Genomic DNA, 12361 nt, shown 5'->3' with positions numbered 1-12361 from the left:
GAGTGTTTATGTCAAAGAGAAGAAAATACAGTCCCGAGTTCAAACATGGTGCTGTTGAACAAACCCGGCAGCCCGGTGTTAGCTGTGCTCAGATTGCTCAAGAACTGGGCCTTGCCCCAAATCTGCTAACAAGGTGGCGACGTGAAGCAGATCAGAATGGCCCACAGGCCTTTACTGGCACGGGTAGCCCTCGCGATGAAGAAGTCGCCCGCCTGAAACGTGAACTGGCGCGGGTGAAGAAGGAGCGGGATTTTTTACGCGAAGCGGCGACGTTCTTTGCCAGGGAGTCGTCCTGAAATATCAGGCGATCCAACGTTGTCGCGTCGAGTTTCCCGTGCGCTTAATGTGTCGTTGTCTGGAAGTTTCCGCTAGTGGTTATTACGGCTGGGAATCACGTTTACCGAGCGAACGAAAGATTGATAACAATCGATTGCTGAAGCGCATTCGTGAACTTCACGCAGATAGTGGCGGTATTTTGGGTGCACCGCGCATGCATGAAGATCTGACGATTGAAGGTGAAACAGCCAGCAAAAACCGGATAGCACGTTTAATGTCGGTTGCCGGACTGCAAGGGTGGCCGAGAAAGAAGAAGCGTGGACAGAAGAAACCGCCCTTATTAACGCCACCTGGGGTAAGTAATTTATTGGAGCGGGACTTCATGGCCCTGGAACCAGAGACCAAGTGGGTCACCGACATCACAGAGTTCAAAACAGGTGAAGGCAAGCTGTATTTGTGCGTTGTTCTCGATTTGTTCAGCAAACTCGTCATTGGCTGGTCAATGCATCATCGACAAGATCGACAAATGGTATTACGCGCTGTCGAAATGGCCGTGTGGCAGCGTCAGGGAAGTGAGCCTGTGATTTTACATTCTGATCGAGGCAGCCAATTCAGAAGCGGCGATTACCAGCGATTGCTTAGTAAAAACACATTGATGAGTTCCATGAGCGCGGTCGGTCATTGTGGCGATAATGCGGCCTGTGAAGGCTTTTTTGGTGTTCTCAAAAGAGAACGGACAAACCGAATGCGTTACCCAACCTTGGATTCTGCCAAAGCGGATTTATTTGACTATATTGAGCGATTCCATAATCCTCGAATGAGAAGAAGGGTTGCTCAGCGAGATGTGATGTTTGCGAGTGTTTTAAAACCGTCCGTGGAATCGGGGTAGAACCCGTGATGCACATGCACCAGATCAGGTTGCTGCTGCTTAAAGGTTTTTCTGATTTTCTGTTGGAAGGGATTGGTTAGTCTGAATTCACCCTTGCTGCCAAAAGCAAACAATGTTTTCACGCGAGTGCATGATGAATTCGATTGCTTCTCGCCAGTGTAGTCTGGAGCGATGATATGAACGTTATGCCCTCTATTGCGTAATCCGTTAGCCAATCGGTCGATAGAAATAGTGACGCCAGAGATAAACGGAAAGAAATTATTGGTAAAAAAAGCAATGCGTTTAGGTTTATCTCTATAGTTTGAATCATCAATCGTGAAGTGGGTATAAAAGTCACGATCTTCGTAGATGACCTCTCTTAACTTAAGCCCGATAAGCACTAAAACACTAATAACCACCAAAAAACGTGCGAAGCTGACATAAAAAAAAGTATAGATGGCCGACCAGATACTCGTTATTGTTCGGTGCCAAGAAGACTGACTAATACGAGGTATTACTGGGCTTACGCTGACTTCATCAGCTGACACATTAACTTCCACGAAATGATGATAACTATTTTTGTCATCAACAATGACACCCCCAGCACCGCCAGTTGTAATATAACGAACACCATCAATAGTTTGGTTCGCATACAATGCAAGGTTCGCAGAAAACACTAAGTCCACATGGTGCTTTCGGAGCAATGTATGAAGCTTCTGTGCTATTTCTTCATCATTAAAATAATTATCTTCGGTAAATGCCGGCGTGTTATCCAGTTTTGGATGAATGGGTAATCCCAAGAAGACAAATCGATTGTGCGCTGCAGACTGAGTCAGCTCTTGATTTAGCCACTCTAGTTGCCATGCATAGGGCGTACTGCCGGTATTGTCGAGAAAAATAAACTGATTGTTATTAATCTTAAATGAAAAGAAAGGCGGGCCAAAATGCTCGAAGAAACGAAAATCACCAAAATCACTGTCTTCATTTTCACCATAAGTCAGCAACCAAGGCATATGCAGCTCTTCGAGCATTTTAATAAGTGAACGATAGTTCTGTTCTGCACCATCACTCACAGCATTACCCGCTGAAATTAGAAATGCTGCGTTAGAATTGTTCAACCTCGGTATAAATTGCTTTTGAAAGATACTGGAAGAGTTATTGATATTGCCAACCACAACAAACTGAAATTCCGTTTTCTCTCTTAGGACTTGTTGTATGGCCTGAATTTTTGATAAGTGCAAGGAAGCATAGTGAGTTTCAGCAAGGTTCAAATACACCTGATAGCCGATAAGTAAAGCGATCAAAGCAGTATTTAAGATATAAAAAATCTTTAGCTTGGTTTTTCTAAGCATTTAATTACGTCAGGATTTGGGTATTTGAATATCGTAGCGATCTGATTACAGAATACCAGTATGAAATGTAAATGCCTTGAATTGATTTTGTTTGAGCATCCATTAACGTTCAAAATCTCAGAATCTAAAACGTTGAACTACAGATAGCGATTTTCGACACTAATAATGCGGTTTAGCAGACATTTCTAGAATGATAAAAAGCAATTATTAAAGTCATGGCAGCTACGACTAGATAATGGAAGACCAGGTTTATATTTTCTTGATATTTCTTCGATGAAAAACTTATCTTTAGTAAGGCATACTGGGAAGATAAATAAGTATCTTGGCTTAATTTATCAAATGAGCATTGACTTATTCCCTGTAAATACACGCCTAGAGCGAGCAACAATGACGTTTTTTTTCTAATTATTGGCAGTAAAATCATTAAGCCATGAATATCCCCTCTCTTGCTATATTAATTGTGGAAGACCAAGTTGCACTTGCTGAGAATCTATTCGAGTTTTTTGAGGATACTCACTATGAACTCGATTTTGCAGCTGATGGATTAACAGCGCTGCACTTGTTAGCAACTAATGATTATGATGTGATTGTGTTAGACATCATGTTGCCCGGCCTGTCCGGCTATGAGATATGTCGGCGAGTTCGTCAAGATTTAAAGAAAAACACCCCCATTATTATGGTAACCGCGAAAGGCACTCTGCCCGATAAAGAAGAAGGGTTTGGAGTCGGTGCTGACGATTACCTGGTTAAACCATTTGATCTAAGAGAATTGCAGCTTCGAATTGAAGCGCTTTCCCGGCGGCAGTTTGCAAATGATTCTGTGAAAAAGGTTGGAAGTCTCAGCTTTGATCCGGGGCGACTCATGTTGCGTTATGGTGACATCGCGAGCGTCGAATTGAGTGGGATCGCCGCTAAAATCATTGAATCTTTGTTTGACGCTTATCCCAAATATTTATCCCATGAAGTTTTGTGTGAGCAGATTTGGGGTAGTCCTGATATAGAAACACAAACATTACGAACCCACATATACAACTTAAGGCAAATACTTCAAAAGTCACTTGGCTTTAATTTTGTAAAAACTATGCATGGACGGGGTTATCGTCTGCAAACTCCAGAAGAGTCAGGTAACACCGAGTGAGCTTGTCTTTAGCAACGCGCATATACCGGACGATTTTTGCGGTCAGTTTCCTAACAATCGTGCTCTCGCTTGTCATTATCGAATTCATATACGAGGACATGGAGTATACGATTTTAGAATTTGAACTGAGTAATGAGTTTGATTTCTATAGTCGAAAAATTAATAACCCCGATTTTCAAACTTGGCAAACAGCTAATATTTCAGTGGCATTTGTCGGTGAAAAAGCTCCAAATCCTTCACAGTTACCAAAACATTTTCAGGGTATCAAAGCTCCCGCATCCGAAGAAATAGAATTCAAAGATCAACATTTTTTAGTTTTGGCAAAACAGATTGACTCTCCCAGTGGAACTATATTTATCTCCCAAGATATTACAGCCATGGAAGAGCGTGAAATTCTTTTCCAGCTTGCCATGCTGGGCTTAGTTCTATTAATGACTTTTATTGGCTTTGTTTTATCTCGTCTGGGTGCAAGAAAACTGGTCAAACCGCTACAAAAACTTACGCATGCCATACAGAAAACGACACCTGGCAAAAGCATGCAGCGACTGGAAAATGACTATGTCGAGCATGAATACAACAATATTGCCAATGCGTTTAACCGCTTTTTAGACGCGATGGAGGAGTTTGTACAGCGTGAAAATATGTTCATCAAAACTGCTAGCCATGAATTGCGCACCCCAATAGCAATCTTATCTGGTGCTCTTGATGTGATTGATAAGCGGCAACAATTATCAGCAGCTGATAAACAGACGATGAGGCGCATTCGACAAACTGTTAATCACATGCAGATCGAGGTTAATACGCTATTAGCCTTGCTACGCAATGAACAGCCCGTAAAGGATTCTAAAATTTCCTTAAGTGTTCTAATTCAGGATGCCGTGGAAGAAATAAAGAATGAAATGCCAATGGCGTCAGAGCGGCTAAATTACGTTTCATCAATCTACGATCAACAGATTGTCCTTACCAATCACTCCTTAATGAGAATGCTACTCCGCAACCTCTTGCACAATGCGATTCAACATACTCAGGATGAGGTACGTATTCAGTCAGGTGACTGCGTTATCCACGTTACAGATTTTGGCAGTGGTTTGCCGATAGATATTCACCAACGCATAACTAATCGTTCCGTTGGGCAGCAATTACTTTTTCAAGAAACCCGCTTTGGCCTTTTAATCGCACAAATGATCAGTGAAAAACTGAACATGAAATTAAGCGTGGCTCAATCTGATTCAGGCGGCACAACCTTTGAGATTCATTTCACACCGAGTATTTAATTTCTATGACTGCAGCAATTCAAAAACATACAGGCCTGAAACGGTTGTTATTTGCGACCTACTATTCGCTGAGGGGGTTATGTTTGTGCGCACGATACGAGTCTGCATTCAGACAAGAGCTGGTGCTTTTTCTAGTGCTGCTCCCCTTTGTTTTTATTATCGACTTTACTGCTATCGAACGTCTGGCATTGATAGGCGTGATAGTAGCCGTGATGGCAGTGGAAGCCCTTAACTCTGCCATAGAATGCACACTGGATAGATTCAGTACCGAATTACATCCCTTGACTGGACGCGCTAAAGACTATGGCTCTCTTGCCGTGTTGTTGACGCTATTGATCGCTGTGGCCACTTGGTTAGTGCTTTTATGGCCAAAATTTACTTAAACAACTGAAATGACATTATCAATGAAACATAACTACATGTCTTGGCTTGGACCTTATCAAATTCTATTGAAACTTTTATTAGTAGGGCTAGCCATTTTGTCATTATCCCGTTTGGGATTAGCTATTTGGCAATGGGATAGAGTCACATCTGCAGTTAATTTACCGCTATTTTTTATTCAGGGTGTACGCGCTGACCTCATCATGTTGGGTATGTTAATTGCGCCGTTAGCATTACTGATGCCGTTATTAGTAAATAAATATACTTGGCGGTTTTGGCAAAAACTAGTCTGGGTTTGGGGCACGTTTATAGTCATTTTAGTGGTGTTTATGGAAACCGCCACACCTGCTTTTATTATGCAGTATGACCTGCGACCCAATAGATTATTTGTGGAGTATCTACAATATCCAAAAGAAGTATTTTCCACGCTTTGGGAAGGCTTTAGAGTCCCACTTATACTTGGCGTTTCACTGACCATTATTGCAGGCATTCTCTTCAGCACGATGTTAAAGAAATGGTTGTCGCAGTATCGACTTGACTGGCCGGTATGGAAATTATGGTTAACTTGGCCACTGTTGGTGTTGCTTCTGGTGGTGATGATTCGTTCAACAATGGCGCACCGACCTGCAAATCCAGCGATTTTTGCAATAACCTCCGATGCCATGGTGAACAGTCTTATCATCAACTCCAGTTGGTCAGTGTATTTTGCAATCTACAACATGCAGCATGAGGCTGAAGCAGGCGAAGTGTATGGTTCGCTGACCGATGATGAAATCATGGCAGAAATGGACCAGAACTATCCTTGGTTAAATGCGGATCCGGATGCACCATTTCCAACTTTAAATAAACGTGAATCATCGATAACGCGCGATAAACCGCTTAACCTTGTGATAATCCTTGAAGAAAGTATGGGAGCTACATTTGTTAAATCGTTGGGCGGTGAACATGCGGTAACCCCAGAGCTTGAAAAGTTAAAAGATAAAGGGTGGTGGTTTGAGCAGCTTTATGCAACCGGAACACGCTCTGTACGCGGTATTGAAGCGACAATAAGTGGTTTTTTGCCAACTCCTGCGAGAAGTGTCGTCAAGCTTTCACTTTCTCAACAAAACTTTTTTACCATCGCCGATTTATTGAATCATAAAGGTTACTTTACCGAGTTTATTTATGGGGGAGAATCGCATTTCGACAATATGGCGTCGTTCTTTATCGGTAATGGCTTTGAGTCGGTTATTGATCAAGATAATTACCAAAATCCAGTATTCAAAGGGAGTTGGGGTGTTTCGGACGAAGATTTATTAAACAAAGCGCATAATCGCATCTCTGAAATGCATCAAAAAGGACAGCCTTATTTTAGTTTGGTATTTACATCTAGTAACCATTCTCCCTACGAGTTTCCAGATGGGCGAATAGATCTGGAAGGTTCGGAAAAGCAAACGGATTTGAATGCGGTTAAATATGCTGATTACGCTTTAGGCGAGTTTTTTGATAAGGCTATGCAAAGTGATTATTGGCAAAACACACTGTTTCTGGTCATTGCTGATCATGATCTTAATGTTTACGGTGATGCTTTGGTACCTATTGAAAGATTCCAGATACCGGGCCTTATCCTAGGAGCCGATATTAAACCAAAGAGAATTAAGACAGTGGCAAGTCAGATTGATATGGCCCCGACCTTATTGTCGCTGATGGGCATTTCAGCTGAAACGCCGATGATCGGACGTGATTTGAGCCGCCCAGAAGAGCATCAATCCACGGGACGAGCTCTTATGCAGTTTGCTGATTATTTTGCATTGATGCAGGGAGAAAAAGTGACCATTTTAAGACCTCAAAAACAAGCGTTAGAAGGTCATTATTCACCCGATACACGACAACTAGAAATTCTTGGCCCAGCCGAAGAGGAAGATGCACACGAAGCTTTAGCACATGTTTTGCTACCATCATGGCTCTATCGGCAACAGCGTTACGATATGCCGCTTGGTCACCCGGCTTATAGATAGTAGGTGCTTAATAGGTAAGCTTTATCAAAATCCAAGCGATTCCTATCTCTTCGTTACCACAGTCTTCTCTATTTAATGAGTAAAAAGTAAATCACAGCAGCCAGAAATACGCGGTAGATAACATAAGGCCACATACCAAAATAATTGAGCCATTTAAGAAAAAGATGGATAGCGGTCAGTGCTGTGATAAATGCCGTAATGGCACCGATGGCAAAAGAAAGCCAATTGAGTGATATGTCACTCATAGCCACATCCAAAAGCTTTGCTGAAGCAGCAAGTGCTGTAATTGGGATGGCTAATAAGAATGAAAAGCGAGAAGCTGCTTCGCGATTAAGTCCTAGAAGCAACCCAGCAGTTATAGTTGCACCAGAACGTGAAGTTCCAGGGATCAATGAAATAGCTTGAGCCAAACCTATCAATAATGCATCTTTCCAGTCCAGAGTATCAATCTGACGATTTCGTTTAGGACGCCAGTCAGCCCACCCCAGAAGTAAACCAAAAAATAATGTTGTGAAACAAATAAGCTCAATGGAGCGAAGTTGATTATCGATAAGATCCAGAAGCAAAAGTCCGGCAACAGCCGCTGGCAATGTTCCTATTAGTAAGAATAATCCTAATCTTCCCTGGCCAATAAACTGTCTATGTTTGGCTGAGTTTAAACTATCTTGGGCTATCATCTTTATATCTCGGTAGAAATACAGCATTACTGCTAGTAAGGTGCCGAGGTGGACTGCAAGATCAAAAGCAACTCCCTGATCTGACCATCCCATAACTATAGGGGCCAATATTAAATGCGCGGAACTCGAAATAGGTAGAAATTCGGTTATACCCTGAATGATGCCTAACAAGATGGTATGTAAAGTATTCAAAGATCTGTCCTAAAATTATTTCGCCAGATAGATTATTAATATATGAAGTTGAAAATCTTTGAATTAATAAAGCCGTTTCGTATTGTAATGCAGCTAATGGAATAGATCTCAGTAAACCTATCGAAATTTCCGGCAGTCATGACAAAAACAGAACCAAACAGGACATTACTAAGCAGAGATTGGACTAGATGATAGGGGCAGGTCAGAAAATATCGAATAACTACTGATATCCATATATATATCCTAACTAATTTGTTGTCGATTCATATCCAGAAATCTTTTAGCCTTTGCGATTAAATTGATGACGCTTTTGATATTTTTCAAGCCGTTTTTTGAATGGCTCAATATAGTATGTGTTGCGCCGCTTTTGATGTTCTTTCCACTCGACCCAAAAAGCATATAATCCCATCAGTCCAAATCCGATGCATATCATTGCTAGGCCATAGACAAAATGCGTTTTAACATTTGGTACTAATGGCACAAAGATCGCCATAAAAACTCCTAGAGCAAGCATCAACCAAGCGGGGTGTGAATAGTTAAAAAATTTCATGTATCGATTGTTCGTTCTAAAATTAAGCTCTGCCGTGAATGACTTTCAGAGTTTATGTTTTTCTATTCTTGTGAGTTTTTCGTTCATATTTAGTTACCTTGCCTTGCTCTAATTCTGTCGTGCTAGCCAATGCATCCTTGATGAACTCAAAATTTAGTTCTGGATTATCTTCAGCAATTCTGCCAATACGGGCCCAGCGTTCGATTTGCTCAGCAAGACTCAGCTTGTTTATTTCTGCTCGAGTTTGAACGTCTTTAAGAAAGTCTCGATTCATATGGAGTGTTCCAGTAATTTGTTGCTTTTTTTTGCGTTCATCATCCACTTGACTAGCATGTCTGCCCAGCAAAATAAAAAACAGCAATATTAAAATGCCTCCAAAAAGAAAAGGGAAGTTGATTAATTGCATTAGTGTCATTTCTAAATACCTCTAGGCTGGGTTACTGAGTGGTTGTTCTAGGTCCTGCACTATCCGAGGTAGTTAAGAGGCCGAATATCCATAATACAATCGCATTTGAAATGGCAATGAAATGTATGGCGGAAAGATGGTTCATTACTGCTGCTTCTATGATGATAGCAATAATCGAAATCAAGCCTACTTTCCGAGCAAACCCTTGAACAGTTTTTAGCTTAAAGTTCAGGCCCTTTTGTTTTTGGTAGTAATCGATAGCACATAAAATGACTACTACGAAACATATGGCGCCAGAGATAATTGTGAGACTCATGGTTTATTTCCTATATTAGTAATTTCCTATCTTTGTTATTAGCTGTCGCTCTGTTCAAAGCAATAGTGATTGAAAAATACCACGGGTCACAGATCACGCAAGTTGATAATCTGAATTTTTTCTATGTGATTGATTTTATTGATGTCTACGTGAGAGTCCATCTTGGACTGCGCAAAATTATTGATATCAAGTTATTGATTTATCAAAGTTGGGTCTTACTATTTGATTTTATGTCTTATGTTGAAGTAAATAGTTGATTTGATGGGTAATATAAGTGTATGTCATGAGACAGCCGAAGTGCTCTCTCTCCCCATGTGGAGAATAGAAAAAGAACCGCTATTAGGCGGTTCCTTTTTGCCCCAATTTATAAATAATTCATACATAAAGATCATCTTCAAGGTTTAGCTGATAGCTGTATCTAATATTCAATAGGCTATTAGGGCTACTAATAGCTGAGTATAAAAAATTTCTTTTCTCAGATAACTTTTCTGTTTGAAGATAATTTTAACCATGAATCTATAAGATGATTTAGTATTTTAGTTATTAAAACAGCTTCCAAATTTTTCGATTTAAACCAACTTGTGACCCAGTTACTTGTAGCATGTATTTTCTGAGATAAGATTCCTTGATAGTCCATGGATTTGTGGGCTTGATAAGACGAAAAATTAAGGAAGGTTGAGTGATTAAAAAATTAGAAAAAAGTGCTTTAGTAGCAATTATCCTATCATCGGCCACGGCCTGTTCAAGCCCAATGGATGCCAATAAAGATAACTTCAAAGCAGCAATAAATGATTATTACGAGGTAAAGAAAGAGTGTGTAGATATCGGAAAGCTTCCAGTTACAACACCTGAGTCAAAGAATCCCACAGTATTGGATGAGTTTGAAAAACTTGGGTTTTTAAAAGTTGAAAAAACGAAGATCAAGAATGAATCACTTGAGGCACTGTTACTTGGTGAGGGGCCCAAGCAAGTGTCAGCTTTGAAATACACTCTGACCCCAGAGGGTGAAAGCAACGCTAGTATTAGTTCTGGTGATAAGGTTAGCTTCTGTTATGCTCAAAATGAAGTAGAGGATGTTATTGATTTTACAAATCCTGAATCGCCACTAATTTACTAGATACCTTTCAGCCATTTAATATGGCAACCAGAGAGGTACAAATGAGTAGTAAACGTTATCCAGAAGAATTCAAGATCGAAGCAGTCCGTCAGGTAACCGATCGTGGTTACAGTGTTTCCGATGTCGCTGGCCGATTGGATGTCACAACGCATAGTTTGTATGCCTGGCTGAAGAAGTATGGTCCAGATGCCAACAAGCATCGGACCAAGGCAGAAGAACAAGCCGAAATTAACCGGCTCAAGAAAGAATTGAAACGCGTCACTGAGGAGCGTGACATTCTAAAAAAGCGGCGGCGTACTTCGCAAGTCACCCCGAGTGAGGTACGCCTTTATTAAGGCGAATAGCCTGCTTTGGCCGGTCAGACGGCTCTGTTTTCTGCTGGACGTCCATCCGAGCGGCTATTATCAATGGCTCAAAGCGCCGCAGTCCAAGCGCCAGCAAAAAGATCAGCGACTCACAGGCCTAATCAAACAATTCTGGCTTGAGTCTGGTGCGGTTTATGGCTATCGCAAGATTCACAGTGATATTCGTGAATATGGTGAACGCTGCGGTATCAACCGGGTACATCGCTTAATGCGCCTTTCGGGGATCAAAGCTCAAGTCGGTTATCGCCGGCCCAGACAACCGGGTGGTGAATCCCATGTTGTGACACCCAATAAACTACAACGTCAGTTTAATGTGACTCAGCCCAACACTGCGTGGGTCACCGATATTACGCATATCCGAACCCATGAGGGCTGGTTATATCTGGCCGTTGTGGTGGATTTATATTCCAGAAAAGTGGTTGGCTGGTCAATGCAGTCCCGGATCACCAAAGAACTGGTATTGGATGCATTGTTAATGGCTGTTTGGCGGCGTAATCCGTCTACAACCGTCATGGTGCATTCTGATCAGGGCAGCCAGTACACCAGTCACGATTGGAGCGCATTTCTTAAAACGCATGGCCTTGAAGGCAGTATGAGCCGACGAGGTAATTGTCATGATAATGCCGTTGCTGAGAGCTTTTTTCAGTTGCTCAAGCGGGAGCGTGTCCGGCGGAAAATCTACGCAAGTCGAGATGAAGCCAGACAGGATGTATTCGATTACATTGAAATGTTTTACAACACCAAACGGCGGCATGGTTTCAATAATCAGTTGTCACCGGTAGAGTTTGAGAATCGATTTTCGAAGCGGCTGATTAGTGTCTAAAGAATTAGTGGCGATTCATCCTACAGAAAGTGAGGGCTATGTTATTTCTCGGGTGTCCTATACATATAAGTTTGGTGATATTGCTGATTGGGCAAAAACTTCAGAGTTTTTCCAGGAAAAGCACTTACGATTGAGACAGGCTATTAATAAATCAGATGAGATAATTTCTGGCTCTGCTGTGTTAGTTCAAATGAGCGACAAGTGGAAGCATGGCAACTTGGTTCGATAAACACTCTATCAGTCCCCATCCGATATAGTATGGGTGGGGGCTTAATTCTCCTTTATGAATACGTATGACACACCAAAACCCTAATTGAAGAGGTAAGAAGTTGTATGGTAAGGCGAGAAAACAATGAAAAACCATCATACTCTATCGATAAGTTGGAGCAGGCTGATGAATCTCGCAATCACGATTTATGGTTCCGTGAACAAGTAACTATTGGTCTAATTCAGGCCAATTCTCCAAAAGCCATCTGGTTAACGTCAGAAGCAGTTCGAGCCAGAATGAAACAAAGGGCTAAGGCACTAGCCAAATAAATAATGATTTGAATTGCTAATGTTGGCGACTGGCGAATACTTAGTTTTCCATATCCTAAAACGCCTTAAGATTGATCCAGAAATTAATAAGC

Annotated in this window: 13 protein-coding genes; 8 read left to right on the top strand and 5 right to left on the bottom strand. The window is 41.5% G+C overall.

The window, feature by feature from the left end; translation table 11 throughout:
- Nucleotides 1-8: 8 nt before the first annotated feature.
- Nucleotides 9-1165 (top strand): IS3 family transposase gene (locus tag AC08OG_RS13880; RefSeq protein ID WP_300497071.1). Its coding sequence is split into 2 segments (ribosomal slippage): nt 9-249 and nt 249-1165, totalling 1158 coding nucleotides; the frame shifts between segments, so codons are not numbered across the junction.
- On the opposite strand, the gene AC08OG_RS13875 is transcribed toward AC08OG_RS13880, so the two are convergent.
- Complete coding sequence (locus AC08OG_RS13875; RefSeq protein WP_482929759.1) at nt 1111-2496, bottom strand: metallophosphoesterase family protein; 1386 nt, start codon at nt 2494-2496, stop codon at nt 1111-1113. The two genes, AC08OG_RS13880 and AC08OG_RS13875, sit on opposite strands and share 55 nt — an antisense overlap.
- A 430-nt stretch (nt 2497-2926) precedes the next feature.
- Between AC08OG_RS13875 and AC08OG_RS13870 the strand changes: the two genes are divergently transcribed.
- The 4 genes from AC08OG_RS13870 (at nt 2927) to AC08OG_RS13855 (ending at nt 7286) form a co-directional block, all read left to right on the top strand.
- Nucleotides 2927-3634, top strand: coding sequence for a response regulator transcription factor (locus AC08OG_RS13870; protein ID WP_014705927.1), 708 nt, complete (start codon nt 2927-2929; stop codon nt 3632-3634).
- On the top strand, nt 3631-4908 hold the full coding sequence (locus tag AC08OG_RS13865; protein ID WP_482929757.1) for a HAMP domain-containing sensor histidine kinase: 1278 nt from the start codon (nt 3631-3633) through the stop codon (nt 4906-4908). The genes AC08OG_RS13870 and AC08OG_RS13865 overlap by 4 nt, the downstream gene beginning before the upstream one ends.
- A 5-nt stretch (nt 4909-4913) precedes the next feature.
- The gene (locus AC08OG_RS13860) at nt 4914-5291 is read left to right on the top strand and encodes a diacylglycerol kinase (RefSeq protein WP_041354303.1); all 378 of its coding nucleotides are present in this window, start codon (nt 4914-4916) and stop codon (nt 5289-5291) included.
- 237 nt (nt 5292-5528) lie between these two features.
- Nucleotides 5529-7286: an LTA synthase family protein gene (locus AC08OG_RS13855; protein WP_482929756.1), complete on the top strand. Its 1758-nt coding sequence runs from the start codon at nt 5529-5531 to the stop codon at nt 7284-7286.
- A gap of 68 nt (nt 7287-7354) precedes the next feature.
- Here the strand turns inward: AC08OG_RS13855 and AC08OG_RS13850 are convergent, their stop codons facing one another.
- The 4 genes from AC08OG_RS13850 to AC08OG_RS13835 all read right to left on the bottom strand — a co-directional run bounded on the left by AC08OG_RS13850 (nt 7355) and on the right by AC08OG_RS13835 (nt 9427).
- Nucleotides 7355-8155 (bottom strand): undecaprenyl-diphosphate phosphatase, encoded by an 801-nt coding sequence (locus AC08OG_RS13850; protein ID WP_041354307.1) that lies wholly within the window; start codon nt 8153-8155, stop codon nt 7355-7357.
- A gap of 280 nt (nt 8156-8435) precedes the next feature.
- Nucleotides 8436-8648 carry a hypothetical protein gene (locus tag AC08OG_RS13845; RefSeq protein WP_014705932.1) on the bottom strand — a complete coding sequence of 71 codons (213 nt, stop codon included), beginning with the start codon at nt 8646-8648 and terminating at the stop codon, nt 8436-8438.
- A gap of 109 nt (nt 8649-8757) precedes the next feature.
- Nucleotides 8758-9120 carry a TA system antitoxin ParD family protein gene (locus AC08OG_RS13840; protein WP_089418499.1) on the bottom strand — a complete coding sequence of 121 codons (363 nt, stop codon included), beginning with the start codon at nt 9118-9120 and terminating at the stop codon, nt 8758-8760.
- Nucleotides 9121-9142: 22 nt separating this feature from the next.
- Entirely contained in the window at nt 9143-9427 is a 285-nt protein-coding gene (locus tag AC08OG_RS13835) for a hypothetical protein (RefSeq protein WP_041354310.1), read from the bottom strand.
- 679 nt (nt 9428-10106) lie between these two features.
- Here AC08OG_RS13835 and AC08OG_RS13830 point away from each other — a divergent pair.
- The 3 genes from AC08OG_RS13830 to AC08OG_RS13820 all read left to right on the top strand — a co-directional run bounded on the left by AC08OG_RS13830 (nt 10107) and on the right by AC08OG_RS13820 (nt 11961).
- On the top strand, nt 10107-10544 hold the full coding sequence (locus AC08OG_RS13830; RefSeq protein ID WP_482929755.1) for a hypothetical protein: 438 nt from the start codon (nt 10107-10109) through the stop codon (nt 10542-10544).
- Nucleotides 10545-10585: 41 nt separating this feature from the next.
- Nucleotides 10586-11732 (top strand): IS3 family transposase gene (locus AC08OG_RS13825; protein ID WP_482929389.1). Its coding sequence is split into 2 segments (ribosomal slippage): nt 10586-10836 and nt 10835-11732, totalling 1149 coding nucleotides; the frame shifts between segments, so codons are not numbered across the junction.
- Nucleotides 11725-11961, top strand: a complete 237-nt coding sequence (locus AC08OG_RS13820) for a hypothetical protein (RefSeq protein WP_482929754.1) — start codon at nt 11725-11727, stop codon at nt 11959-11961. The genes AC08OG_RS13825 and AC08OG_RS13820 overlap by 8 nt, the downstream gene beginning before the upstream one ends.
- Nucleotides 11962-12361 lie beyond the last annotated feature (400 nt).

The organism is Methylophaga sp. F7, from assembly GCF_056863975.1.
The sequence above is the reverse complement of the archived record's forward strand: the minus strand, read 5'-3'. Positions and strand labels throughout refer to the sequence as shown.

What these genes read in the sequence shown, in the direction of transcription:
- AC08OG_RS13875 (WP_482929759.1), bottom strand. Translation starts at nt 2,496, where the DNA reads ATGCTTAGAAAAACCAAGCTAAAGATTTTTTATATCTTAAATACTGCT.
- AC08OG_RS13870 (WP_014705927.1), top strand. Translation starts at nt 2,927, where the DNA reads ATGAATATCCCCTCTCTTGCTATATTAATTGTGGAAGACCAAGTTGCA.
- AC08OG_RS13860 (WP_041354303.1), top strand. Translation starts at nt 4,914, where the DNA reads ATGACTGCAGCAATTCAAAAACATACAGGCCTGAAACGGTTGTTATTT.
- AC08OG_RS13855 (WP_482929756.1), top strand. Translation starts at nt 5,529, where the DNA reads ATGCCGTTATTAGTAAATAAATATACTTGGCGGTTTTGGCAAAAACTA.
- AC08OG_RS13845 (WP_014705932.1), bottom strand. Translation starts at nt 8,648, where the DNA reads ATGGCGATCTTTGTGCCATTAGTACCAAATGTTAAAACGCATTTTGTC.
- AC08OG_RS13840 (WP_089418499.1), bottom strand. Translation starts at nt 9,120, where the DNA reads ATGACACTAATGCAATTAATCAACTTCCCTTTTCTTTTTGGAGGCATT.
- AC08OG_RS13835 (WP_041354310.1), bottom strand. Translation starts at nt 9,427, where the DNA reads ATGAGTCTCACAATTATCTCTGGCGCCATATGTTTCGTAGTAGTCATT.